Source organism: Methylobacterium sp. 17Sr1-1 (assembly GCF_003173775.1).
Taxonomy (GTDB): domain Bacteria; phylum Pseudomonadota; class Alphaproteobacteria; order Rhizobiales; family Beijerinckiaceae; genus Methylobacterium.
The window spans coordinates 51753-75185 of record NZ_CP029552.1; the positions used below are offsets into that span (position 1 = coordinate 51753).

Annotated in this window: 23 protein-coding genes and 1 tRNA gene; 16 read left to right on the forward strand and 8 right to left on the reverse strand. The window is 71.7% G+C overall.

All coding sequences use genetic code 11. From position 1 onward, the window contains the following. Positions 1 to 18 precede the first annotated feature (18 nt). The 3 genes from pstA to pstS form a co-directional block, all read right to left on the reverse strand. Positions 19 to 927 carry a phosphate ABC transporter permease PstA gene (gene pstA / locus DK412_RS00230; RefSeq protein WP_109970296.1) on the reverse strand — a complete coding sequence of 303 codons (909 nt, stop codon included), beginning with the start codon at positions 925 to 927 and terminating at the stop codon, positions 19 to 21. Positions 928 to 960: 33 nt separating this feature from the next. Beyond that, positions 961 to 1935: a phosphate ABC transporter permease subunit PstC gene (gene pstC / locus DK412_RS00235; RefSeq protein ID WP_109970297.1), complete on the reverse strand. Its 975-nt coding sequence runs from the start codon at positions 1933 to 1935 to the stop codon at positions 961 to 963. A 242-nt stretch (positions 1936 to 2177) separates the two neighbouring features. Beyond that, positions 2178 to 3218 carry a phosphate ABC transporter substrate-binding protein PstS gene (gene pstS / locus DK412_RS00240; protein WP_109970298.1) on the reverse strand — a complete coding sequence of 347 codons (1041 nt, stop codon included), beginning with the start codon at positions 3216 to 3218 and terminating at the stop codon, positions 2178 to 2180. Positions 3219 to 3527: 309 nt separating this feature from the next. On the opposite strand from pstS, the gene DK412_RS30755 reads away from it, so the two are divergent. Further along, positions 3528 to 3845, forward strand: coding sequence for a hypothetical protein (locus tag DK412_RS30755; RefSeq protein ID WP_245447355.1), 318 nt, complete (start codon positions 3528 to 3530; stop codon positions 3843 to 3845). Positions 3846 to 4316: 471 nt separating this feature from the next. Further along, positions 4317 to 5039 (forward strand): sigma-70 family RNA polymerase sigma factor, encoded by a 723-nt coding sequence (locus DK412_RS00250; protein WP_093570421.1) that lies wholly within the window; start codon positions 4317 to 4319, stop codon positions 5037 to 5039. Positions 5040 to 5133: 94 nt separating this feature from the next. Here the strand turns inward: DK412_RS00250 and DK412_RS00255 are convergent, their stop codons facing one another. Further along, positions 5134 to 5487: a CsbD family protein gene (locus tag DK412_RS00255; RefSeq protein ID WP_109970299.1), complete on the reverse strand. Its 354-nt coding sequence runs from the start codon at positions 5485 to 5487 to the stop codon at positions 5134 to 5136. Between the two features lie 259 nt (positions 5488 to 5746). On the opposite strand from DK412_RS00255, the gene DK412_RS00260 reads away from it, so the two are divergent. Together DK412_RS00260 and DK412_RS00265 are read left to right on the forward strand one after the other, a co-directional pair. Next, entirely contained in the window at positions 5747 to 6751 is a 1005-nt protein-coding gene (locus tag DK412_RS00260; RefSeq protein WP_245447356.1) for a DUF2865 domain-containing protein, read from the forward strand. Positions 6752 to 7103: 352 nt separating this feature from the next. Beyond that, positions 7104 to 8030: an MBL fold metallo-hydrolase gene (locus DK412_RS00265; protein ID WP_109970300.1), complete on the forward strand. Its 927-nt coding sequence runs from the start codon at positions 7104 to 7106 to the stop codon at positions 8028 to 8030. A gap of 366 nt (positions 8031 to 8396) precedes the next feature. On the opposite strand, the gene DK412_RS00270 is transcribed toward DK412_RS00265, so the two are convergent. Further along, positions 8397 to 9176 (reverse strand): DUF1499 domain-containing protein, encoded by a 780-nt coding sequence (locus DK412_RS00270; protein ID WP_109970301.1) that lies wholly within the window; start codon positions 9174 to 9176, stop codon positions 8397 to 8399. Positions 9177 to 9416: 240 nt separating this feature from the next. Between DK412_RS00270 and hisC the strand changes: the two genes are divergently transcribed. The 4 genes from hisC to DK412_RS00290 all read left to right on the forward strand — a co-directional run bounded on the left by hisC (position 9417) and on the right by DK412_RS00290 (position 13537). Beyond that, positions 9417 to 10550, forward strand: a complete 1134-nt coding sequence (gene hisC, locus DK412_RS00275; RefSeq protein ID WP_109970302.1) for a histidinol-phosphate transaminase — start codon at positions 9417 to 9419, stop codon at positions 10548 to 10550. Continuing rightward, positions 10543 to 11475 (forward strand): prephenate/arogenate dehydrogenase family protein, encoded by a 933-nt coding sequence (locus tag DK412_RS00280; RefSeq protein ID WP_109970303.1) that lies wholly within the window; start codon positions 10543 to 10545, stop codon positions 11473 to 11475. Before hisC ends, DK412_RS00280 begins: the two co-directional genes overlap by 8 nt. Before the next feature lie 117 nt (positions 11476 to 11592). Beyond that, positions 11593 to 12798: a patatin-like phospholipase family protein gene (locus DK412_RS00285; protein WP_204165469.1), complete on the forward strand. Its 1206-nt coding sequence runs from the start codon at positions 11593 to 11595 to the stop codon at positions 12796 to 12798. 10 nt (positions 12799 to 12808) lie between these two features. Next, positions 12809 to 13537 (forward strand): SDR family oxidoreductase, encoded by a 729-nt coding sequence (locus DK412_RS00290; RefSeq protein ID WP_109970304.1) that lies wholly within the window; start codon positions 12809 to 12811, stop codon positions 13535 to 13537. A 134-nt stretch (positions 13538 to 13671) separates the two neighbouring features. Here DK412_RS00290 and DK412_RS00295 read toward each other — a convergent pair whose 3' ends face one another. Then, a complete protein-coding gene (locus DK412_RS00295; protein WP_109970305.1) occupies positions 13672 to 14172 on the reverse strand; it encodes a cupin domain-containing protein in 501 nt (166 codons plus the stop codon). Between the two features lie 292 nt (positions 14173 to 14464). Here DK412_RS00295 and DK412_RS00300 point away from each other — a divergent pair, with 292 nt between their 5' ends. The 6 genes from DK412_RS00300 to DK412_RS00325 all read left to right on the forward strand — a co-directional run bounded on the left by DK412_RS00300 (position 14465) and on the right by DK412_RS00325 (position 20842). Further along, complete coding sequence (locus DK412_RS00300; RefSeq protein WP_162596059.1) at positions 14465 to 15037, forward strand: SCO family protein; 573 nt, start codon at positions 14465 to 14467, stop codon at positions 15035 to 15037. A 168-nt stretch (positions 15038 to 15205) separates the two neighbouring features. Then, complete coding sequence (locus DK412_RS00305) at positions 15206 to 15787, forward strand: Rieske (2Fe-2S) protein (RefSeq protein WP_162596060.1); 582 nt, start codon at positions 15206 to 15208, stop codon at positions 15785 to 15787. A gap of 215 nt (positions 15788 to 16002) precedes the next feature. Next, complete coding sequence (locus tag DK412_RS00310) at positions 16003 to 17826, forward strand: PQQ-dependent dehydrogenase, methanol/ethanol family (RefSeq protein WP_109970308.1); 1824 nt, start codon at positions 16003 to 16005, stop codon at positions 17824 to 17826. Beyond that, positions 17823 to 18359: a hypothetical protein gene (locus DK412_RS00315; protein WP_109970309.1), complete on the forward strand. Its 537-nt coding sequence runs from the start codon at positions 17823 to 17825 to the stop codon at positions 18357 to 18359. Before DK412_RS00310 ends, DK412_RS00315 begins: the two co-directional genes overlap by 4 nt. A gap of 110 nt (positions 18360 to 18469) precedes the next feature. Beyond that, the gene (locus tag DK412_RS00320; protein WP_109970310.1) at positions 18470 to 19675 is read left to right on the forward strand and encodes an acyl-CoA dehydrogenase family protein; all 1206 of its coding nucleotides are present in this window, start codon (positions 18470 to 18472) and stop codon (positions 19673 to 19675) included. Positions 19676 to 19864: 189 nt separating this feature from the next. Next, a complete protein-coding gene (locus DK412_RS00325; protein WP_109970311.1) occupies positions 19865 to 20842 on the forward strand; it encodes an alpha/beta hydrolase in 978 nt (325 codons plus the stop codon). Positions 20843 to 20853: 11 nt separating this feature from the next. Here the strand turns inward: DK412_RS00325 and DK412_RS30760 are convergent, their stop codons facing one another. Further along, on the reverse strand, positions 20854 to 21111 hold the full coding sequence (locus DK412_RS30760; protein WP_245447357.1) for a hypothetical protein: 258 nt from the start codon (positions 21109 to 21111) through the stop codon (positions 20854 to 20856). A gap of 602 nt (positions 21112 to 21713) precedes the next feature. Continuing rightward, positions 21714 to 22046: a hypothetical protein gene (locus tag DK412_RS30765; protein ID WP_245447358.1), complete on the reverse strand. Its 333-nt coding sequence runs from the start codon at positions 22044 to 22046 to the stop codon at positions 21714 to 21716. 199 nt (positions 22047 to 22245) lie between these two features. Between DK412_RS30765 and DK412_RS00340 the strand changes: the two genes are divergently transcribed. Then, a tRNA-Ser gene (locus tag DK412_RS00340) sits at positions 22246 to 22337 on the forward strand. A gap of 173 nt (positions 22338 to 22510) precedes the next feature. After that, a complete protein-coding gene (locus DK412_RS00345; RefSeq protein ID WP_109970313.1) occupies positions 22511 to 23320 on the forward strand; it encodes an AP2 domain-containing protein in 810 nt (269 codons plus the stop codon). The last annotated feature ends 113 nt before the right edge of the window (positions 23321 to 23433 follow it).

The window sequence follows — 23433 nt, forward strand, 5'->3', positions numbered from 1 at the left end:
TCCGGGCAGGATGTGCGGTCAGCGCCCCTTCGGGCCGCTCAGGACGAGGCGGGCCACGATCGACAGGCCCAGGATGGTGACGGTGATGAGGAGCGCGCCGGCCCAGGCCAGCTGGCGCCAGTTCTCGTACGGAGACAGCGCGAACTGGTAGATCATCACCGGCAGGTTCGCGACGCCGCCCATCAGGTTCGGGCTGAACCAGGAATTGTTGTTGAGCGCGGTGAAGAGCAGCGGCGCGGTCTCGCCGGCGATGCGGGCGAGCGCGAGCAGCACGCCGGTGACGATGCCCGACTGCGCCGCCCGCCAGGTGACGCTGCGGATCACGATCGACATCGGCGCGCCGAGCGCCGCGCCGGCCTCGCGCAGGGTGCCGGGCACCAGGCGCAGCATGTCCTCGGTGGTGCGCACGATCACCGGCGTCGCGATGATGGCGAGCGCCACGCCGCCGGCCCAGCCCGAATAGCCGCCCATCGGCCGCACCATCAGGGTGTAGACGAACAGGCCGATCAGGATCGAGGGCGCCGAGAGCAGGATGTCGTTGAGGAAGCGGATCAGGTCGGCGAGCTTCGAGGTGCGGCCGTACTCGGCGAGGTAGGTCCCGGCGAGCACGCCGATCGGGGTCGCCACCACGATGCCGAGCGCCGTCATGACGAGGCTGCCGAGGATCGCGTTGGCGATGCCGCCGCCCTCGGAGCCGGGGCCCGGGGTGACCTGGGTGAACAGGGCCGGCGTGAAGCCGCGCACGCCCTCGATGATGAGCATCAGGAGGATCGAGCCGAGCACCACCGCGCCGAGCGCCGTCGCGACGGTGCAGGACACGATCAGGATCTTGTCGGCGGAGCGCCGGCTGGCGCGGACCCGGCCCCATTCCTGGGGAGCGGGCCGTGCGGGGGCGGTGCCCTGGACCGCGGCGGGGGAGGCGTTCATCGGAAAGAAGCGTCCTTGGGCAGGGTCGGGGGATCAGGCCACCTTCGCGCGGCGCACCAGCAGCCGGGCGATGATGAGGACGATGAAGGTGACGACGAACAGGATGCAGCCGAGCGCCATCAGCGAGTTGAGCTGCAGGCCGTCGGCCTCGTTGAACTCGTTGGCGATGCGCGAGGCGATGGTCGAGCCCGGATCGAAGATCGAGGCCGAGAGCCGGTTGGCGTTGCCGATCACGAAGGTGACCGCCATCGTCTCCCCGAGCGCGCGGCCGAGGCCCAGCATGATCGCCCCGATGATCGAGACCGAGGCCTGCGGGATCAGGACGTGGCGCACGACCTCCCAGGTGGTGCAGCCGATGCCGTAGGCGCTCTCGCGCAGGACGGTCGGGATCTGGTCGAGCATGTCGCGGGTGATCGAGGCCACGAACGGCACGATCATGATCGCCAGGATGATGCCGGCGGTGAGCACGCCGACGCCGGACGGCACCTGGGCGTAGAACAGGGTGCCGACGATCGGCAGGCCCTCGACGAGGTTCGAGACCGGGATCTGCACGAAGCGCGCGAAGAGCGGGGCGAAGATGAACAGGCCCCACATGCCGTAGATGATGCTCGGCACGGCGGCGAGCAGCTCGATCGTCATCGCGACCGGGCGGCGGGCCCAGCCGGGGCAGAGCTGGGTCAGGTAGATCGCGATGCCGAGCGAGATCGGCACGCCGATCACCAGGGCGAGCAGCGCCGAGACGAGGGTGCCGATGATGGCGACGAGCGCGCCGTACTCCTCGCGCCCGACGTTCCAGGCGCTGGAGACGAGGAAGTGGGGCCCGAAGGCCTGGAAGGCGGGCCACCCGCCATAGGCGATCGAGGCGAGGATGCCGGCGAGGACCAGCAGCACCAGCAGCGCCGACGCGAAGGCGGCGCCGCGGAAGATGCGGTCGCCCACGGGGCTTGGGGGGCGGCGGGCGACTTCGGGCCTCGCCGCCACAGCGACGTTCTCAGACAACGCGACCATCCGGGTTTCCCTTGGAGTGAGCGGCCTCTAGCGCGCTCGGCGGATCGAGGCGAGTCGGACGCGATCCGGCGGGCGGCGGGATCTCGGCTTTCCTCAAGCGCCGCGCGGGCCCGGACACGGGGCGGATGCGTGCGGCATCCCGGGCGGCCCCTTGTCTTTCGCCGGCGGAAAGCGGGAGGGCGGGACCGGGGCCCCGTCCTCCCGTCTGTCAGGTCGGATCGACCTTGATCACAGGCTCTGGATTACATGCCGAGGACGGGCTTGCCGTCCTTGCCGACGATCGTCTTCCACTCGTCTTCGACCTGGCCGACGACCTTGTCGGGCAGCGGCACGTAGTCGAGGTCGGAGGCCAGCTTGTCGCCGCTCTTGTAGGCCCAGCGGAAGAACTTCAGCACCTCGGCGGTGCGGGCCGCGTCGGCCGGGTTCTTGTGGACCAGGATGAAGGTCGCGGCGGTGATCGGCCACGCCTTGGCGCCGGCCTGGTTGGTCAGCGAGATGCCGAAGCCGGGAGCGGCCTTCCAGTCGGCATTGGCGGCGGCGGCCTGGAAGGCCTCGTCGCCCGGCATCGGGAACTGGCCGTCCTTGTTCTGGATCAGCGCGACCGGCAGGTTGTTCTGCTTGGCGTAGGCGTACTCGACGTAGCCGATGGCGTTCGGGACCTGCTTGACGACGGCCGTGACGCCCTCGTTGCCCTTGCCGCCCTGGCCGGCCGGCCAGCTGACCGTGGTCGAGGCGCCGAGCTCGGACTTCCAGGCCGGCGACACGTCCGACAGGTAGGTGGTGAAGATGTTGGTGGTGCCGGACGCGTCCGACCGGTAGACCGCGGTGATCGGCGCGTCGGGGAGCTTCACGCCCTCGTTGAGCTTGGCGATCTTCGGGTCCGACCACTTCTTGATCTTGCCCTGGTAGATCTCGGCCAGGACCTCGCCGGTGAGCTTGACCTCGCCGGTCTTCACGCCCTGGATGTTCACCACCGGGACGACGCCGCCCATCACGGTCGGGAACTGGACCAGGCCGTCCTTGTCGAGGGTCGCGCCCTTCAGCGGCGCGTCGGTGGCGCCGAAATCGACGGTCTTGGCCTGGATCTGCTTGATGCCGCCGCCCGAGCCGATCGACTGGTAGTTCAGGCCGTTGCCGGTCTCCTTGCGGTAGGCCTCGGCCCACTTGGAATAGACCGGGAACGGGAAGGTGGCGCCGGCGCCGGTGATGTCGAGGGCGAGCGCCGAGGTGGCGATCTGGGCGGTCGCGAGCCCGATGGCGAGCGCGTAGGAGAAGGGCTTCACTGGTATCTCTCCGTGTTCGGATCGGTCCGGCACGATGCGGGCGTGCTGTCGCTGGCCCGCACCCTGCGCGTCGACGGCCGGTGAGGACGCGACCGGCTTCCCTGGTGCGCCGGATCGTGTCCCGATCGTTGCCGGGGCGTCCGCCGCGGCGCGAGGGATAAGCCCGGTGCGACGCCGGCCCTATGACGGTTGCATGACGCTGAGATGACAGACGCGGGCCGGATGCGACGGTCCGGCCCTCTCATGCGTTGGGAGGGCAATGCGTGCAGGCCCGCGCGGGCCGCGATCACACCGACAGGACGAACCGTCGTGCACAACCTCCATACGACGACAGAGCGAAACCGGAGCCAGGGCGGCTGCGAGACCGACCGCTCCGACGACCCGGGACCCGACGATCCCAGATCCGACGACCCGAAGCGGCGGGAGCTGATGGCCCTCCATGCCGAGCGGGCGGAGCTGGAGCAGCGCCTCGCCCGGGCCGAGCAGGAACGCCTCTACCTCACCGACCCGGCCGCCGCGGCCGCCGCGCAAGGCGAGGAGGCCGCGCTGCTCGCCGAACTCGACCGCCTGATGACCCGCATCCGTGCGGCGGAGTACCGGAGCCAGCCCGGCGCCCGCACCTGGTAGGACACGGATCTCCGGCGGACGGGAGCCGGACACCGCCGGAACCCGAGCGCGGACGGTCGAGCAGGGAACCTGGGCAGTACGAGACCGTTGCCCCTCGCGACCCGGGCCACCGGCCCGGGCGCCGTGCGGCCGTGCGGCCGCGCGGGCATCACCGGATCGCGGCGATCGGGTGATGCCCCGGGTCTTTGGTTGGCCGCATTGTCTTCGACGAACCGGTTTCCACGTCGTCGGAAAATGCGTGCGAGGGACGGAGCGACGACGATGCGGTGCGGCGAGGTGTGGATCGAGGACGCGGTGGGGCACCGGATGCGCCGCTGCTGAGCCCTCCCCCACCCGCGGCGATGCGCGCGGATCGACAGGCGCGCGGCGCGCCCCACTTCCCCTTCCAGGAAGCCCCGGCGGGGTCTTGTCGCGAGCGGCCCGTCAGAGTGCCGCCGCCCCGCCCTCCCCGCTTCAGAACGTGAGAGTCGCATGGCGTCCACCGACAACCCCATCCTCAACACCGAAGCCAAGCCCGGCCTGCCCCCGACCGTCCAGCGCCATCTCGGCCACCAGCTGCGCGCCGCCTACGCGCCCCTCGAGACCGCCGCGACCCCCGAGATCTTCCTCGCGCTGATCGAGCGGCTGGAGGCGGCGCTCGCCGCGCAAGGCCGCGCCGTCGAGCCGGAATTCCGCGAGGGCATGCTGGCCGCCCTGTCGTCGCTGCGCGCCTTCGCGCTCTCGCTCACCAACAACGCGGCGCGGGCCGACGACCTCGTCCAGGACACGATCCTGCGCGCCTGGCAGAACCAGCACCGCTTCCAGCCCGGTACCAACCTGAACGCCTGGCTGTTCACCATCCTGCGCAACGCCTTCTACTCCGAGCAGCGCAAGCGGATGCGCGAGGTCCAGGACGAGGACGGCTCCTACGCCGCGCGCCTGTTCACCGCCCCCGACCAGGGCCACCGCCTCGACGTGCAGGACCTGCGCGCCGGCCTCGCCAAGCTACCGCCGGACCAGCGCGAGGCGCTGATCCTGGTCGGCGCCGAGGGCCTGTCCTACGAGGAGGTGGCGGGGATCTGCGGCGTCGCGATCGGCACGATCAAGAGCCGGGTCAACCGCGCCCGCAACCGTCTGGCCGAACTCCTCGGCTACGGCGACGACGACCTCTCCGGCGACCGGATGATGCAATCGGCCATGGGCGAGGGCGTCTGAGGGGAAGGCGTCTGAGGGGAGGGCGTCCGACGCCCTCGCTCCCTTCGCACGTCGATGACGGCGCCCGCGGCCGATCCCGCGGGCGCTTCGCGTTTCAGTGCCGGTTGTGCATCAGCCAGCCGAAGACGTAGCCGATCCCGCCCGCCAGCAGCAGGGCCGCGAGATGGTGGTCGCCGACCTGACGGGCCACCGCTCGGTCCGCGCGGCGGTAATAATGGCTCCCGGCCTCGCGGGCCTGGTCGAGCGAGTCCGGCGCGGCGTCGGCGAGGCCGCGCACCGCCCCCCTCACCCCGTCCTTCGCCTGGCCGTAGATCGTGCGGGCCGTCCCCGCCGCCTGATCGGCGAGGCCCTGAGCCCGGGTGCCGGCATCGCCGGTCCACTCGCCGACGCGCTGCTGCACCTTGCCGCCGAGCTCCTGGCCGGCGCCGATGATTCGGTCGGAATCCATCGCGTCTCTCCTTCGTGGCGGGCGGTCCGCGCACGGCCGCCGCTCCCCTCCTCAACGCGCCGGGAGCCGAAACGGTCTCGCGACTCCGCCTGCCGGGCGTTCGGAGTTGGCTGGCGGAGAGGATCCGGACGAGGTGCCGGGAGGTCGAATCACCGCACCGCCGGAGCGGAGTCATCAAATTGTTAACTCAGCGCTTTTCCGCAGTTGCGCGCGTCAGGGGCGAATTGTTAATTGGCCTTAATCTTTGGTGAGGCACCCCGTGAACTTCCCCCCGATTCCGACCGCGGCCGGTGGCGCCCGGACGCGCGCCCTCGTCCGCACGCTGGCGCTGGGCACGCTGCTCGGCCTCGGGGGCGTGGGGGCCGGCACCACCCTGGTTCATGCCGCGGACGATGCCGGCGTCCTCGATTTCCTGCTCGGCGACGTGCCGCGCAGTCTCGGCCTGCCGGCGCGGGCCCCGCGGGCGGAGGCCTCACTGAAGGAGCGGCGCGTGCGCTGGACGAGCCGGCCGGCCAACGCCGCCGCCGCCGAGCGCCCGCGCTGGAGCGATCCGACGCCGCGCTGGCAGGCCGCCGAGCCGAAACCCGCCTCCGTCCGCCAGACCCGCGAGCCGGCCCCCGCCGCGAGCCGCCACGACGGTGCTGGCAGCCACGCCCGCACCGTCTGCGTGCGCACCTGCGACGGCTACATGTTCCCGCTGGCGAATCTCCAGAAGGGCGACGCGGCGCCGGCGCAGGAGCAGGCCTGCGCGGCGGCCTGCCCGGGGGCGGAGACCGCCCTCTACACCGTGCGGGCCGGCGAGGAGCTCGACCAGGCGGTGAACCGGGCCGGCAAGCCCTATCGCAGCCTCGCCGCCGCCTTCTCGTACCGGAACCGGCTGACGCCGAGCTGCTCGTGCAACCCGGGCACCGGCGGCTACGCGCGGCTGCTCCTGCGCGACGCGACGCTGCGGCCCGGCGACGCGGTGGCGGGCGGGACGGGAGCCCAGGTCTTCGCCGGCCGCGGCGGGACCGGCGAGGCCCGCTTCATCGATTTCCGCCGCGCCGCGATGCTCTCCGCGGGCGAGCGGCGCGAGCTCGACCGCACCCTCGACGTGAGCCGCCTGGAGCGGGTGCGGGCGGAGTTCCGCCGCTCGCTCGCCGCCGAGAAAAGCGGCGGGTTCGGCCGCCTGCGCTACGCCGCCGGGGTCACGGGCTTCGCCGATGTCGTCAGCGACGCGAGCGCCGCTCCGATCCGGATCGTCGCGCCCTCGCCGTACCGCTGAGCCACCCGCCGGATTCTGTTGCGGGCCGGAGACAGGGGCGCTCTTCCGGGAAACGGTGCCGTCGCGGCGCTTGCGATTCCCAGGCGCCCGTGACGAAACTCAATGCGCCGAGGCCCCCGCCCGGCTCCCCGCATCGTCGTTCGCCAAGACCCCCGCCATGTCGTCCGCGCTCGAGAATCGTCTGTTGCCCTACCGCGAAGTCGCGGCCGTCTTCGTGAGTTCCGGCCTGTTCTTCGCAGGACTGCTGGCTTGGGCGTGGATGGCCACATGACAGGCGGGGGCTAAGCCCCTCGACAGGGGGGAGCGCGGCCGCTAACCCGGACGCGTCGTCAACGCCGCGGGAGGCCGTCCGGTGAGCGAATCCGAGGCACCCGACGCGGCGCCGCCCTTCCTGCGCGAGGCCCCGGCGAGCGGCCGGGTCGAGGCGGTGTCGCCGCTGATCCGGCGGCTGGTCTGCCCCAACGCCGGGCCCTTCACCCAGAGCGGCACCTGCACCTATCTCGTCGGGCACGGCCGCGTGGCGGTGATCGATCCCGGCCCGGACCATCCGGAGCACCGGGCGGCGCTGCTGGCCGCCCTCGACGGCGAAACGGTCGAGGCGATCCTCGTCACCCATACCCATCGCGACCACTCGCCCGGCGCCCGCCCGCTCGCGACGGCCACCGGCGCGCCCATCGTCGGCTGCGGCCCGCACCGGCCGGCCCGCGCGGTGCGCGGGGCCGAGCAGGGCCGGCTCGACGCCGCGGGCGATGCCGACCACCGGCCGGACCGCGAACTCGCCGAGGGCGACGGCGTCTCCGGCCCGGGCTGGACCCTGACGGCCTTGGCCACCCCCGGCCACACCATGAACCACCTCGCCTTCTCCTTCTCCGAGGAGAACGCCCTGTTCTCGGGCGACCACGTCATGGCCTGGTCGACCAGCATCGTGGCGCCGCCGGACGGTGCGATGGGCGCCTACATGGCCTCTCTCGACAAGCTGCGGGGCCGGTCCGAGAGCGTGTACTGGCCCGGCCATGGCGGCCCGGTGCGCGACCCGCAGCGCTTCGTGCGCGGCCTCCTCAGCCACCGCCGGGCCCGCGAGACCGGCATCCTGGAGCGGCTGGCCGCCGGCGAGCGCACCATCCCGGGCCTCGTCGCCGCGCTCTATTCCGGCCTCGACCCGAAGCTGCGGCCGGCCGCGGCGCTCTCGGTCTTCGCCCATCTGGAGGATCTGGTGGAGCGCGGGCGGGTGGTGACGGACGGGCTGCCGGCGTTGGATGCCGAGTATCGGCCGGGGTAAGGGCCCGATGATCGGGCACGGGTTTCCCCCTCCCCCGCAGAGGCAGGACTGTCCGGGGAAAGACGCGGCGCGGAAATTCTCCTCTCCCCGCCCGCGGGGAGAGGCCTGAGCTCCGAGGGGGCTCCGGGAGCCCGAGGGGCGGGGGTGAGGGGGTGTCTCCGGATGAGGCTCCTCCGGAAACACCCCCTCACCCCCGCTCCGGCTTTCGCCTCCGCTTGCTGCGTTCCCTGAACGGGAACACAGCCCTCTCCCCGCCCGCGGGGAGAGGGGAAACCCGCGCCATTTCTTTCCCGGACAGCCCTGCCGCAGAGGGGGGAGGGAGGGGGTGCACGTTCTGACGAGAGCGAGCGAGGCGCCGGATGCCGCCTACTTCACCGCCAGCGCCAGATTCCCGATCTCGTCCAGGTAGGCCCGGATGTGATCCGCGTTCTGCCCGAAATCGCGGTCGCCGAAGCGGGTGGCGGCGCGCACGTCGATGCGGGTGCCGTCGGCGCGCGGGTGGAGCCGCACCGTGACGTCGTAGGGCAGGCCGAGCAGGCGCGAGCGCACCACCGCCTCGATGCGGCCGTTCCCGGCCCGGCCGCCGGGCTTGTAGGATTCCACCACCTGCCACTTGCGGTTCTGCGCCGCCTTCATGGCCAGCGCGAAGGCCTCGTCGGGGCCGAGATCGAGGGTCAGCGGGGCGATCTGCGGGTAGGCCTCGCGCTGCAGCGCCCGGGCGGCGGGATTGGAATCGCGCGGCAGCCGTCCGCCCCGGGCCTCCCAGGCGGCCCGGGAGCGCGAGAAGGCCGGCGGGTTCTCGACATCGGTCGAGACGTCGGTCAGCGGCGGCAGCATCGCCCCGCGGGCCGCCATGTAGGCCGGATAGGCCAGGACCAGGGCCGCGAGCAGCAGGCCGCCGACCGCGACGCCGAGGCCGCGCGCGCCCTCGCGCCAGATCCGCACGAAGGCCGCGACGGCGAGCAGCACCGCCAGGGCCGCGAGCCCGACCCCGGAGCCCAGGGCCGCGAGCGCCGCCTCGGTCTCGGCCCGGGGATCGCGCACGAGCAGCAGCGCGAGGCCGACCACCGCCAGCGAGAGCCAGGCGAGGCGCAGGGCCCAGGGCGCCGCCCGGGTGACGGGCTCCTCGACGATCAGGCGGCGCATGAAACAGGAAAGCTCGGCTGCATGATCCGGCGGCTTCGCGGACCGCGCCGGGACGGGCGGCCTTGGGATGCCCGGTGTACCGCCCCGCGCCCGCCTGCGCTACCTGCCGGCCCCGCGGCACACCGGCGAATCGACGCCGTGGCCGACGCAAGGCTCCCGCGCGATGCGCACCGTTTCCCAAAGGCCGCGACTTGCTCTAGACGGCGTGACGTTGTTCGACATCGACCCCAAGGTTCGCTCATGTCCGCCGCCGCCCTTCGCCCCGTCCCGCGCCCCGGTGTCCTCGAGATCGAGGCCTATGTCCCGGGCAAGAGCGCGGCGCCGGCCGGCGTGAAGCTGCACAAGCTGTCCTCGAACGAGACGCCGATGGGCCCGAGCCCGGCGGCGATCGCCGCGGCGCAGGACACGGCGGCGCATCTGGAACTCTATCCGGACGGCGCCGCGACCAAGCTGCGCCAGGCCATCGCGCAGAAATACGGCCTCGACCCCGAGCGCATCGTCTGCGGCGCCGGCTCGGACGAACTGCTGTCGCTCCTGACCTACGCCTTTATGGGCCCGGACGACGAGGGCCTGTACTCGCAATACGGCTTCCTCGTGTACCGCATCGCCATCCTGGCGGCGGGCGGCACGCCGGTGGTGGCGCCGGAGCGCGACCACACCACCGACGTCGACGCGCTGCTCGCGGCGGTCACGGAAAAGACCCGCATCGTCTACCTCGCCAACCCCAACAACCCGACCGGCACCTACCTGCCCTTCGACGAGGTGCGGCGCCTGCATGCCGGCCTGCCGAAGTCCACGCTGCTCGTCCTCGACGCGGCCTATGCCGAGTATGTCCGCCGCAACGACTACGCCGCCGGCCTCGAGCTGGTGGCCGAGTCCGAGAACGTCGTGATGACCCGCACCTTCTCGAAGGTGTACGGCCTCGCGGCGCTCCGCATCGGCTGGATGGTGGGGCCGGCCGCGATCGTGGACGCGGTCAACCGCATCCGCGGCCCGTTCAACCTCGGCTCCGCGGCGATCGCCGCCGGCGCCGCCGCCATGGCGGACGATGCCCACATCGCCAAGGCCGTGGCCCACAACGACGCGTGGCTGCCGCAGGTCACGAAGGCCCTGGAAGGGCTCGGCCTCAGCGTGACGCCGAGCGTCGGCAACTTCGTGCTGATCCACTTCCCCGCGGAGGCCGGCCGCTCGGCGGCCGACGCCGATGCCTACCTCACCGCCCGCGGCCTGATCCTGCGCCGGGTCGGCGCCTACGGCCTGCCGAACGCCCTGCGCATGACGATCGGCACCGCCGAGGCCAACGAGGCCGTGATCGCGGCGCTGACCGAGTTCGTGCAAGGTGGTCCGTCCCAGAAGGGCGGCTCGCGTGGCTGAGGCGTTTCGGCGCCTCGCCCTCGTCGGCCTCGGGCTGATCGGCTCCTCGATCGCCCGCGGCGCCCGGGCGTCGGGGCTCGCGGGCGAGATCGTCGCGGTCGACCGCGACGCGGGCGTGATCGAGCGGGTGCGCGCCCTCGGGCTCGCCGACGAGGCCACGACCGACCTCGCGGCGGGCGTGGCCGGGGCCGACCTCGTGATCCTGTGCGTGCCGGTCGGCGCCATCGGGGCGGTCGCCGCCGAGATCGCGGGGTCCCTCGCGCCCGGCGCGATCCTGTCCGACGTCGGTTCGGTCAAGGCCGCGGTGGTGGCGGCGGCGGAGCCGCACCTGCCGGCGGGCGTCAGCTTCGTGCCCGCCCATCCGGTCGCCGGCACCGAGCATTCGGGGCCGGATGCGGGCTTTGCCAGCCTGTTCCACGGCCGCTGGTGTATCCTGACCCCGCCGGAGGGGACGGACCCGGCGGCGGTCGCGCGGGTGCGGACGTTCTGGGAGGGCCTCGGCTCGGTCGTCGAGACGATGACCCCGTCCCACCACGACCTCGTGCTGGCGATCACCAGCCACGTGCCGCACCTCATCGCCTACAACATCGTCGGCACCGCCGCCGACCTCGAGACCGTGACCCAGTCCGAGGTGATCAAGTTCTCGGCCGGCGGCTTTCGCGATTTCACCCGCATCGCCGCCTCCGACCCGACGATGTGGCGCGACATCTTCCTCACCAACAAGGAGGCGGTGCTGGAGATGCTGGGCCGCTTCAACGAGGACCTGGCGGCCCTCGCCCGCGCCATCCGCTGGGACGACGGCGAGGCCCTGCACGCCCTGTTCACCCGCACCCGGACGATCCGCCGCGGCATCGTCGCGATGGGCCAGGAGACCGCCGAGCCGGATTTCGGCCGCCGCGCCGGCGGCCCCAAAGCCGCCGAATAGGACCGACGGGCCGGCGGCGGAACCGTTCCGCCGTTCGAGCTTTGCCATAAGCGTTGCCGTTTCGCCGTCTTCGTCGGATACTCCCGGTCGAGGCGGCTTGGCGAAACTCGTGGTGTGATGATCGTGTCCCATCGATCGACCTGGATGCGCGGCCTCGCGGTGGCCCTGATCGGGGCGCAAGCTGCGGCCTGTGCGTCGCTGCCCCGCGCCCCCTACACGGCCGCCGAGGCCGCCGGCGCCACGGTGCCGGGGCAGGCCCCCGACGTGCGCTTCTGGGCCGATGGTCCGGCCCGCAGCTTCGCGGCGGTCGCCGACCAGGTGAAGGCCTCGCGCGAGCCGTTCAGCTACCTCGCCCTCTCGGGCGGCGGCGGCGACGGGGCCTACGGCGCCGGCGTGCTCAACGGCTGGAGCGAGACCGGCCGGCGGCCGAACTTCACCATGGTGTCGGGCGTCTCGACCGGGGCGCTGATCGCGCCCTTCGCGTTCCTAGGGCCGGCCTATGACGGCTACCTGCGCGAGATCTATACCAGCGGCGAGGCCGCGACCCTGGTGCGCTCGCCCAACCCGCTCAACGTGCTGATCGGCGACGGGCTGTTCGGCGACGCGCGCCTGCGCGACCTCGTCGGGCGCTACGTCACGCCGGACCTGCTGGCGGCGGTGGCCGAGGAGCACCGCAAGGGCCGGCGCCTCCTCGTCGTCACCACCAACCTCGATTCGCAGCGCGCGGTGATCTGGGACATGGGCGCCATCGCGGCGAGCGGCCAGCCCAACGCGGCCGCCCTGTTCCGCGACGTGCTCACCGCCTCGGCCAGCGTGCCGGCGGTCTTCCCGCCGATGCTGATCGACGCCCAGGCCGGCAACCGCGCCTTCCAGGAGATGCACGTCGACGGCTCGGTGGTGACCCCGGTCTTCACCCTGCCCGAGGCCTTCCTGACCCAGGACGGGCGCATCGCCGCGAGCCGCGGCAAGCCCAACATCTACGTCATCATCAACGGCCGCATCGAGCCGAGCTTCGACGTGGTGCAGAACGGCACCCTGCCGATCGCGGTGCGCTCGCTCTCGACCGTCGGGCGCGCCCGCGCCCGGGCGACGCTCGCCAGCACCCAGGCCTTCGCCCGCCGCAACGGGATGGGCTTCAACCTGACCTATATCGACCGGCGCATCCCCGAGGTCCCGGCCGCGCAGGGGTTCGACACCGCCTACATGCGCCGCCTCTACGACGACGGCTACGAGAAGGGCCGCGCCAACACGGTCTGGCAGTCGGGCCTGCCGCGCGAGGGCGAGCCGGCGGTACCGGCGGTGCCGGCGCTGGCCCTGCGATAGGAGACGCGCCGTGGCGGGAGAGCTGGACGGCAAGGTCGCGGCGGTCACCGGCGCGGCCTCCGGCATCGGGCTCGCCAGCGCCGAGGCGATGCTGGCGGCCGGCGCCCGGGTGGTGCTGGTCGACCGCGACGAGGCGGCGCTGACGACGCTGTGTGCGACGCACGGCGAGGCCGCGATCCCGTTGCCCCTCGACCTCCTCGATCCGGCGGCCTGCGCGGACCTGCTGCCGCGGATCCTGGCGGCGGCCGGCCGCCTCGACATCCTGCACGCCAATGCCGGGACTTACGTCGGCGGCGACCTCGTCGAGGCCGAGTCGGCGGCGATCGACCGGATGCTCACCCTCAACGTCAACGTCGTGATGAAGAACGTCCACGACGTGCTGCCGCACATGATCGCGCGGGGCGCGGGCGACATCATCGTGACGAGCTCGCTCGCCGCGCATTACCCGACGCCGTGGGAGCCGGTCTACGCCTCGTCGAAATGGGCGATCAACTGCTTCGTCCAGACGGTGCGGCGGCAGGTGTTCAAGCACGGCATCCGCGTCGGCGCGATCTCGCCGGGTCCCGTCGTCACGGCCTTGCTCGCCGACTGGCCGGCCGAGAAGCTGGCGGAGGCCCGCGCCTCCGGCAGCCTGCTCGAACCCGCGGAGGTGGCGAACGTGGTGATGTTCATGCTGACGCGCCCGCGCGGCATGACGATCCGCGACGTGGTGATGCTGCCGACGAATTTCGATCTGTAGGGGTATCGGGCGGGCGGTCTTCCGGAGGCTCCCGCCGGTGTCATATCTTCTCCGTCATCCCGGGTTCCGCTTTGCGGCCCCGGGATGACGCGGAGGGTGCCAGGATTGTTGAGCGACCGACTTGCCCGCCTCGCCTAAAACGCGGAGCAGACTCCCTCCTCCGCCGCCCCGTACCAGGTGAAGTGCTTCTTGATCGGCTCGATCACGTCCCAGGTGCCGGAAAAGCCCTTCGGCGTGACGAAGGCGTCGCCGGCCCGGTAGGTCCGCGAGCCGCCCTCGGCATCGGTGACGATCACCACGCCTTCGAGGATCTGGATGAACTCGTCGCGGTCGAAGTCGATGCGGAACTTGCCGATCCGGCAGGTCCAGATGCCGGCGGCGAACTGGCCGTCGGCGCTGCGGTAGAGGTAGGTCGCGGTCTGTGCCGGGTTGCCCGACAGGATCGTCGAGAAGGCCGGCAGGTAGGTATCGGCCGGGGGCTGCGCCGCCGGAAAGTCGACCGTCTGCTGCAGCGGCCCGTCGAGGAGCGCCGGCGGCTCGCGGCGCAGGAACGGCACCATCCGCAGCACCGGCACGACGCCCATATAGGCCAGCACCGGTCCGGCCGAGGTGATGAGCTGCTTGATGAGTGCCATGACGTCCTCTCGAGGCGATGGTCGCCGTCCGCCGCAACCCGTTCGCTGATCGGGACATACAAACCTTTCGCCCTTAACGGAGGGCTGCGGCGATGGCTCGAATGTGCGGCGATGCGTCGATACCCGGGGGGAAAGGTTAAGGGAACCTCGCCGCCGCTGTCGATCATCCAATAGGTGGCGGCACGGGGCGCCGTCGTTCGTCAAAAGCCTGCGAGATACGGGGATGATCGCCGCCTTCTGTTGGCGATTTGCGCGGGAGACGCTTACATCGTCCAGCAGAGCGAGGGTGAAGATGAGTGCGGTCTCGTCACGGTTGCGGCGCCTCGGCCGGGGACTGGCCCTGGCGGTCCTGCTGGGCGTCGCCGCGGCGTCCCACCCCTCCGCCGCCGGCTCCCTCGCCTGGCCCGCGGGGCGCGGCCTCGTCGACCAGACCGGGGCGGCGGTGGACGAGGCTCGCTTCACAGGCCGGCTGCGCCTGGTCTATTTCGGCTACACCCGCTGCCCCGACCTGTGCCCGACCGCCCTGATGACGGTGACGCAGGCCCTCGACGAGCTGCCGCCGGCCCTGCTCGCCCGGCTGGCGCCGGTGCTGGTCGCCGCCGATCCGGAGCGCGACGGCCCGGGCGTGCTCGCGGCCTACCTCGACACGTTCCACCCCGCCATCGTGGCGGTGACCGGCCCGGTCGCGGTCATCGACGGCCTCGCGGCGGCCTACGCCGCGCCGATCCGGCGCCACGACGGCATCGTCGACCACCCGGTCGAGTTCTTCCTCGTCGGCCCGGCGGGGGTGCCGGTCGGCCGGATCCCGGTCACGGTCACGCCGGACGCGCTCGCCGGAATCCTGCGGCGCGCACTCTCACGGTGAGACACGCGGCGCGACCGCGCTGCATCGCACGGTTTTTCTTCGCACCGCACCAAGCACAGGCAACATCAGGAACCCGTGATGTGGCATGAAACGGGTTGACGCGACCGCCCGCTCGTCTACTCATATAGAAAATCATAAGAACAAAGAATGATTCCACCGGGAGGAACGATGGATCGCGGAGAACGGCGCGCGCAGAGGTCCGAGCCCGGGCTCGACCGGCGCAGCGTGGTGATGGGGGCCGTCGTCTGCTGCGCGGCGGGGGGTGCCGCCTGGGCAGGGCCCGAGGATCTGCTGCCGCAGAAGGGCGACCGGCTGGTGCTCGGCGACGGCGCCAAGGCCGGCCAGCCCGTGACGCTCGACGGCCTGCCCGTCGGCGGCGACCTCGTCGAGGCGGTGGCGGTCGACGCTCAAGGCAACAAGCGCGAGGGCTCGCGCTTCGCCAAGATCATCCTCGTGCGGGTCGCGCCCGACCAGGTCGCCGAGGACCAGCGCGCCCACGCGGTCGACGGCGTGCTCGCGCTCTCGGCCATCTGCACCCACCAGGGCTGCACCATCTCGGGCTGGAGCCACGAGACGAAGCGCCTGAGCTGCTTCTGCCATCATTCCGAGTTCCTGCCCGCCGAGGGCGGCCGGGTGGCCAAGGGGCCGGCGCGCAAGCGCCTGCCGGTGCTGCCCCTCGCCAAGGGCGAGGGCGGCACGCTGATGGTGGCCGGCAGCTTCGTCGGCAAGCCGGGGCCGGGTCCCGCCTGAGCGGGATGGGGCGGCGCTCGTGCGCCGCCCCGCGCCAGAAACGGCAGCGCTGCCGCGCTGTCGTCGAGGACGCACAGGCAGCGCCGTCGCGCCGCCTGGCGAGAGGGGACCGAGGCCCGCGCAGCAACGACGCGGACCCGGACGACGAAACCATGAGGGTTTTCGGGAAACGCCGGGCCGGCCCTCGCGCCGGCTCCTTGGTTGAGGAGAGCAGCATGTCACGTCTCGTTCGAGCCAGGGGCTGGCTCGCCGCGGTCGCGCCCTGTGCGGTGGCCCTCGCGCTGTCCGCCGCCCCGGTCCAGGCCGGTCCCGCCGACAGCAAGCAGGCCGCCGAGGGCAAGGTCGACTACAAGCCGGTCACCGACCAGCGCCTCGCCAATCCCGAGCCCGAGAACTGGCTGCAATACCGCGGCAACTACCAGAGCTGGGGCTACTCCCCCCTCGACCAGATCACCGCGAAGAACGTCACCAAGCTCGTCCCGGCCTGGAGCCTGTCGACCGGCGTGAGCGAGGGCCACCAGGCCCCGCCGATCGTCAACAACGGCGTGATGTTCGTCACGACGCCGCAGGCCCAGGTGATGGCGATCAACGCCCGCACCGGCGAGATCCTGTGGCGCTACCAGAAGGAGCTGCCGCCGGAGCTGTCGCAGCTCCACCCGACCAATCGCGGCGTCGGGCTCTACGGCGACAACGTCTACATGACCACCACCGATTCCTGCGTGGTGGCGCTGGGTGCGGCCACCGGCAAGGTGAAGTGGGAGAAGTGCGTCGCCCCCTGGCAGGACGGCTACTACATGACGCTCTCGCCCTTGGTGGCGAAGGGCAAGGTCGTGGTCGGCGTCTCCGGCGGCGAGTACGGCGTGCGCGGCTTCATCACGGCGCTCGATGCCGAGACCGGCAACGAGGCCTGGAAGACCTACACGGTGGCCGGCCCCGGCGACCCGGCGGCCGAGACCTGGAAGGGCGACGCCTGGAAGACCGGCGGCGGCTCGGTCTGGATCCAGGGCAGCTACGATCCGACGGCCAACCTCGCCTATTTCGGCACCGGCAACGGCGGCCCGTGGACGCCGGATGCGCGGCCCGGCGACAACCTCTACACCTCGTCGGTCGTCGCCCTCGACCTCGACAGCGGCAAGATCAAGGGCCATCACCAGTACCACTGGAACGACGCCTGGGACTGGGACGAGGTCTCGGCCCCCGTACTGATCGACATCGAGCGCGACGGCAGGAAGATCCCGGCCGCGATCCATGCCGGCCGCAACGGCTATCTCTGGACCCTGGAGCGCAGCAAGGACGGGCCCTTGAGCTTCGTCGACGGCAAGCCGTTCGTCTACCAGAACGTCTTCTCGTCGATCGATCCGAAGACCGGCCGGCCGACCTACGACCAGTCCAAGATCCCCGGCATCAACCGCCGCGCCGCCTTCTGCCCCGGCCTGTGGGGCGGCAAGGACTGGCCGCCGGAGGCCTACAACCCGAAGACCGGGCTGTTCTACATCCCCAGTAACGACAACCTGTGCTCGGAGCTGGCCGGCGCCCAGGCCGGCACGCGCAAGCCCGGCGAGCTCTATATCGGCATCCCGATCGACGAGGTGCTGAACTCCCTGCGCCTGCGCGACGGCGTCGACAAGTCGAAGCCCTTCGCCATCGGGGCGATCCAGGCGTGGGATCCGAAGACCGGCAAGAAGGCCTGGCAGCACGACTTCCAGGATTCGGCGAACTGGGGGCCGCTGCTCACCACCGGCAGCGGGCTGATCTTCGCCGGCGGCACCAGCGACCGGAAGTTCCGGGCGCTCGACGGCACCACCGGCAAGGTGCTGTGGGAGACGCGGCTCAATTCCGGCGTCACCGGCGTGCCGTCGAGCTACATGGTCGACGGGATCCAGTACGTCGCGGTCCAGGCCGGCTGGGGCGTCGATGCCGAGCGCATGCTCACCGGCATCAACGCGCTCATCCCCGAGGAGCGCCGGGTCAGCGTCCTGCCCCAGGGCGGCGTGATCTGGGTGTTCCGGGTCATGGGCGAGGAGGCGGCGGCCAAGTGATCCTTCATCGACTGAAGGTCCGCCACACGATGAAGCCGGGGCTGCGTCTCGCCGCCCTGGCGCTCGCCGGCGTCCTCGCGGGGCCGGCGGGCGCGCAGAGCCCGCAACCGGGCCCGCAGGAGGGAGCGGCCGCCGCCAGCGCGGCCCCCTTGCCCTCGCAGCCCGACGCCCTCGTCGCCTACGTGACGCAGGCCATCCGCGACCACGACGTCGCCGCCTTCGAGCGGCTGGTGAACTGGACCGGCACCCGGGCGCAGCGCAAGCGCCTGACGCTCTACCAGATCCGCTCCGGCTTCGGTCGGCCGATCAAGGCGGCGTCCCTCGAACCGATGCCGGAGGACGGCCTCGCCGAAGCCACCGCCCGCGGCACCCTCAAGGCCAACATGCCGATCACCGACCGGTTGCGGGTGGTGTTCGACGAGCCGCCGGTCGAGGGCGACGCGGCCCCCACCAGCGTGTTCCTGATCGGCCGCGAGGCCGGCACCTACCGCATCGCGCTGCTGGTCCCGACCGGGCCGCCGAAGGGCAAGTGAGCGCGGCGGCGGGCGGGCGCGGCGACGAGATGACCGGTCCGCGCTTGACCGCGGCCTCCGGGTGGCGCAAGCGTTTGGAATTATAATTCCACCGCCCCGAGGATTCGGTCATGGACTTCACGCTCTCCCCGCGCATCGAGGAGTTCCGCGCCCGCATCGCGGCCTTCGTCGAGAGCGAGATCCTGCCCGTCGAGGCCGATCGTGGCACCTGGGACGAGCACGAGAATATCGGCCCCGAGGCGCTCTCCGCGTTGCGCGCCAAGGCGAAGGCGGCCGGCCTGTGGTGCCTGCAGCTCAAGCCTGAGACCGGCGGCCAGGGCCTCGACAAGGTCGGGATGGCGGCCTGCTACACCGAGATGAACCGCTCGATCTTCGGGCCCGTCGTGTTCAACTCCGCCGCCCCCGACGACGGCAACATGATGGTGCTGGAGGCGCTGGGCACGCCGGAGCAGAAGGCGCGCTGGCTGGAGCCGATCGTCTCGGGGGCTGTGCGCTCGGCCTTCGCGATGACCGAGCCGCATCCCGGCGGCGGTTCCGACCCGTCGATGATCCGGACCCGCGCCGAGCGCCAGCCCGACGGCTCCTGGCGGATCTCGGGCCGCAAGTGGTACATCACCGGCGCCGAGGACGCGGCCCACTTCATCCTGATCGCCCGCACCTCGGACGATCCGCGCTACGGGCTCACCGCCTTCCTGTTCCACCGCGACCAGCCGGGCTGGGAGATCGTCCGCCGCATCCCGATCATGGGGCCGGAGGAGCATGGCGGCCATTGCGAGCTCGCCTTCGACGGGCTCACCGTCAAGCCCGAGGACGTGCTCGGCGGCGAGGGCAAGGGCCTGAAGGTGACGCAGGTCCGCCTCGGGCCGGCGCGCCTCACCCACTGCATGCGCTGGCTCGGCCTCGCCGGCCGCTGCGTCGAGATCGCCCGGGACTACGCGGTGACGCGCGAGGGCTTCGGCGTCCGGCTCGCCGACCGCGAGAGCGTGCAGCTGATGCTCGGCGGGCTCGCCATGGACATCGAGATCGGCCGCCTCCTGGTGATGCGCGCCGCCTGGGAGCTCGACCAGGGCCGCTTCGCCCGGAAAGAAGTGTCGATGGCGAAGGTCCACGTCGCCAACACCCTGCACCGCGCGGCCGATATCGGCATCCAGATCAACGGCGCCCGCGGCTATTCCAAGGACACGGTGCTGGAGTGGATCTACCGCTACGCCCGCCAGGCCCGCCTGGTCGACGGCGCCGACGAGGTCCACCGCATGGTGCTGAACCGCCACCTCGACTCGGAGGGACGCGGCTTCTTCGCCTGGCCGACCGCGTGAGGCGCGAGAGCCAGGCACCAGACAGCCGGAACCAGACCGGCGGAGACCTGCCGAAGCATTGTCCGACGAAGCGGAAACCGGGTCGTCGAGGAAAATGCGATAAAACAAAGACTTAGAGCGCTTCGCGGTTGCACTGCGATCGTGAAGCGCTCTAAGGCTCTCCGTCCCGAGACCTCGCTCGAGCCGCCCATGCCCGCCCTTCACCCCGACGTCCAGGCCCTGCTGGCGATGCTGCGCGCCGCGAACGCGCAACCCCTCGAGGCGATGCCGCCCGAGGCGGCGCGGCGCGGCTACCTGGCCGGGCGCCGCGCCCTGCAGCCGCCGCCGGACCCGGTCGCCGAGATCCGCGACCTCGCCGCCCCCTCCCCGGCCGGACCGGTGCCGCTGCGGCTCTACCGCGGCGAGGGCACGGCGCCCGGCACGCCCCTGCCCTGCCTCGTCTACCTGCATGGCGGCGGCTGGGTGCTCGGCAACATCGAGTCGCACGACTGGGTCTGCCGGCGGCTCGCCAACCTGACGAACGCCTGCGTGATCGCGGTCGATTACCGGCTGGCCCCCGAGCATCCCTTCCCGGCCGCGGTCGAGGATGCGGCGGCGGCGCTGAGTTTCGTGGCCGAGCGGGCGGAGGGATTGGGCGTCGATCCGGACCGCCTCGCGGTCGGCGGCGACAGCGCCGGCGGCAATCTCGCGGCGGTGCTCGCCCTGATGGGCCGCGACGGCACCCTGCCGCGGACGGCGATGCAGGTGCTGCTCTACCCGTCCGTCGATCTCGGCCTGACCAGCGAGGGCTTCGAGCGCATCACCGAGGGCCAGCCCCTCACCGCCGGCACGATGCGCTACTTCGTCGACCACTACGCCCCCGACCCGCGCGACCGCACCGACTGGCGCGCCTCCCCGGCCCGCGCCGCGAGCCTCGCCGGCGCGGCGCCTGCCCTGGTGCTGACCTGCGGCCACGACCCGCTCTGCGAGGAGGGCCGCCTCTATGCCCACCGCCTCGAGCGCGAGGGGGTGCCGGTCACGGCGCTGCATCTCTCCGACCAGACCCACGGCATCCTGACGATGAGCCGCGTGGTGCGCACCTCCGCGACGGTGCTCGCCTTCGTGGCCGAGGCTCTGCGGGAGCGCTGGAGCCTGGGTGGACCGGAGGGCGGGCGCGGCGGACGCTAGCGCCCGCCGGCTCACGGCGCCTTGCAGCTCTTCGCCGCGGCGCTCACCGCCGCCGGCGCCTTCGCCGGTGCCGTCCTCTCCGAGGCAATCTTCTCAAGGGCAGTCTTCTCCGGGGCGGATGTCTCCGGCGCAACCTTGGCCGCCTGCGGAGCCGGCGCCGGCTGGGCGGCCTCGGTGCGGAGTGCGGGCTTGCTGTCGGGTGCCGGCTTCGTGGCGGCGGTCGCCCCGCCCGGAGTGGCCGGCAGCCTGCCGTCGCGGACCTCGGGCATCGCCTTGCCCTCGGTCTTCCCCGGCCCCTGGGCGTCCCGGTGGCTGGCCCCGTGCGGCCCCGCGGGATGCCCCGGGCCGGCTTGGCCGGAATGCGGGCGTGGGTGTGGGTGTTCGGCCTTTTTCGCGTTCTGCCGCGCCGTGCTCCGCCTTACCGCGCTTCATCTCGCTCCGCTCCGCCTTGCCCCGCCCGGCCTTGCCGAGGCCCGTCACCGCGGCCTCGCCCGGGCCCCGCGGCCGGGGCTTCCCGTCGGCGGCGCGAGGTCTGGACCGCGGAGCGCGGGCGGCGCGTCGGAGACCGATCGCTCGCGTCGCAGGGCTGGGACGGGGTCGATCCGGGACGCGGTCGAGCAACCCGCACGAAGAGCCGTCGCCGGGGACAGGTTTCACCGCCCGGCTCACCCTGCGCCTTGCGCGTCGGAACGGCCGTCGGGCGAGCCAATTCACGGAGAACGGCGGCGCGCAGCCTCGACCGCCCGCTCAACCTCTCGCGAGGATGCTCCGACGAATGACGGGCAGCGAGGGCAGGCAGGTGGACCGCCTCGGCGGCCTGTCTGACGGCCGGGCTACCACGACAGGCCTGAGGCCGCGCGGTTCAGCAGGCTCAGGCCCCGTCGCGGGCCGAGCGCCTGGGCGTGCCGGCGGACTTCCGGCGCGGTTTGGCAGGTCTCTCGGTCGGGCCTTCGGCGATGTCGTTCGCGGGCTCCGGCGCCGGCTCAGGCGCGCGCACCGTCTCGGGGGCCCTCGCCTCGCGAGTGATCATCTCCACCATGCTCTGCGGCAAGCGGACGAAATGGCCGGTGCCGTGGCCGGACCGGTCGAGGATCTCGGCGAAGACGGGCTTGTGCGGCTCGTGCCCGGCCTCGCCCAGCGCGCAGGGGCGGCGCGGCAGGGCGCTCAGCTTCGCGGCGAGTTCCTTCGGCACCAGTGCGTTCACGCCTCACCCTCCCGTCTGCCGGACAGAGCGGAGATGTAGGACCGGTAGGGTTAACGATCGGCTGCCATGGCGCCGTGTGCGTCGGTCGAGGCGCAGCCGGGGACGTCGCGACCGGCATGGGGCGGGTGCGCGCCTCGGCCGCGAGCGCGACGAAACCGGTTGACCGCGCCCCGCCGATTCCCTAGAGCGTTGACCCACAGGAGACGTGGCCGAGCGGCTGAAGGCACTCGTTTGCTAAATGAGCAAGCCCCGAAAGGGGCTTCGAGGGTTCGAATCCCTCCGTCTCCGCCACCTATGCGCGACCCTCGCTAAGTCGCTGTAATCATTGGAAGTGGCGAGTATCTACCCTGGCCGTTTGATCCGGTTTGAACCGATCGAGCCTGGGCGAATATGAACCGTTTGAACCGGTTCGCTCCAGGCTTTTCCACACCCCATTCCTGTCAAGGGCCAGGCGCGAATCAGTTGTGCGCGAGCCCACACCGACCCAGCTCCGCTCCAAGGCCGTAGAACCGTTTCCCGGCCTGTTCGAGGGCTGGACGATGGCGAGCAAACGAGCGCTGAGGATCGAAGGGGATGTGGCGTATGTGCCGCTGACCCGGGGCATGGTCGCCATCATCGACGCGGAGGATGCTGAGCGCGTCGGCCGACGCTCCTGGCACTACGCGAACCCCGGGAATCGAGCCAACGGCTACGCCTACACCCAGCACACCGACCCCGAGACCGGGGCCAAGCGGAAGATTGCCCTGCACCGTTTCGTGATGGGGGAGCCCCGGGGTGATATCGACCACCGTTTCGGCAACACGCTCGACTGCCGCAAAGGCATGCTCAGGCGCGCGACCCACCGGCAGAACATGCACAACCAGGGCGTCGCGAAGAACAACACGTCGGGGTTCAAGGGTGTGTTCTGGGTGACCAGCATCAACCGCTTCAGAGCCAAGATCGTGGTCGACAACCAAACGGTGTACCTCGGCACCTACGCCACCGCCGAGGAGGGTGCGCGGGCCTACGACGTCGCAGCCCGGATCCTGTTCAAGCGCTTCGCACGGACGAACGACGGGATCGCGCTAGCGCCCGTGGTCCGGTACCGGGACAAGGCCTCGCCCGAGTTCAAGGCCGTCGAGTGCGTCCGGAAACACCTGCAGCGCAAGCGGGGTGTGTATCAGCACCGAAGCGGATCCCCACCAAGAACGTTACCTAAACCATTGATGATGCATCAAATGACTGGCTCCAGGCGGGGTCCTGATCGGCGCCGATCAGGACCCCGCCTGGGGTAACATTTCTAATATATCTTCAAGGGTTTGCTCCTAATCCAGCCCGGGGTCCCGATTCGGTATCGATTCACACCAGGCGAGATTTGCTGAGGACGAGGTGGGCCGATAGGCTCGCG

Bases quoted from the DNA above. Each gene is read 5' to 3' on its own strand.
- pstA (WP_109970296.1), bottom strand. From the start codon at position 927: ATGAACGCCTCCCCCGCCGCGGTCCAGGGCACCGCCCCCGCACGGCCC.
- pstC (WP_109970297.1), bottom strand. From the start codon at position 1,935: ATGGTCGCGTTGTCTGAGAACGTCGCTGTGGCGGCGAGGCCCGAAGTC.
- DK412_RS00250 (WP_093570421.1), top strand. From the start codon at position 4,317: ATGGCGTCCACCGACAACCCCATCCTCAACACCGAAGCCAAGCCCGGC.
- DK412_RS00255 (WP_109970299.1), bottom strand. From the start codon at position 5,487: ATGGATTCCGACCGAATCATCGGCGCCGGCCAGGAGCTCGGCGGCAAG.
- DK412_RS00270 (WP_109970301.1), bottom strand. From the start codon at position 9,176: ATGCGCCGCCTGATCGTCGAGGAGCCCGTCACCCGGGCGGCGCCCTGG.
- hisC (WP_109970302.1), top strand. From the start codon at position 9,417: ATGTCCGCCGCCGCCCTTCGCCCCGTCCCGCGCCCCGGTGTCCTCGAG.
- DK412_RS00285 (WP_204165469.1), top strand. From the start codon at position 11,593: ATGATCGTGTCCCATCGATCGACCTGGATGCGCGGCCTCGCGGTGGCC.
- DK412_RS00295 (WP_109970305.1), bottom strand. From the start codon at position 14,172: ATGGCACTCATCAAGCAGCTCATCACCTCGGCCGGACCGGTGCTGGCC.
- DK412_RS00300 (WP_162596059.1), top strand. From the start codon at position 14,465: ATGAGTGCGGTCTCGTCACGGTTGCGGCGCCTCGGCCGGGGACTGGCC.
- DK412_RS00305 (WP_162596060.1), top strand. From the start codon at position 15,206: ATGGATCGCGGAGAACGGCGCGCGCAGAGGTCCGAGCCCGGGCTCGAC.
- DK412_RS00310 (WP_109970308.1), top strand. From the start codon at position 16,003: ATGTCACGTCTCGTTCGAGCCAGGGGCTGGCTCGCCGCGGTCGCGCCC.
- DK412_RS00320 (WP_109970310.1), top strand. From the start codon at position 18,470: ATGGACTTCACGCTCTCCCCGCGCATCGAGGAGTTCCGCGCCCGCATC.
- DK412_RS00325 (WP_109970311.1), top strand. From the start codon at position 19,865: ATGCCCGCCCTTCACCCCGACGTCCAGGCCCTGCTGGCGATGCTGCGC.
- DK412_RS30760 (WP_245447357.1), bottom strand. From the start codon at position 21,111: ATGCCCGAGGTCCGCGACGGCAGGCTGCCGGCCACTCCGGGCGGGGCG.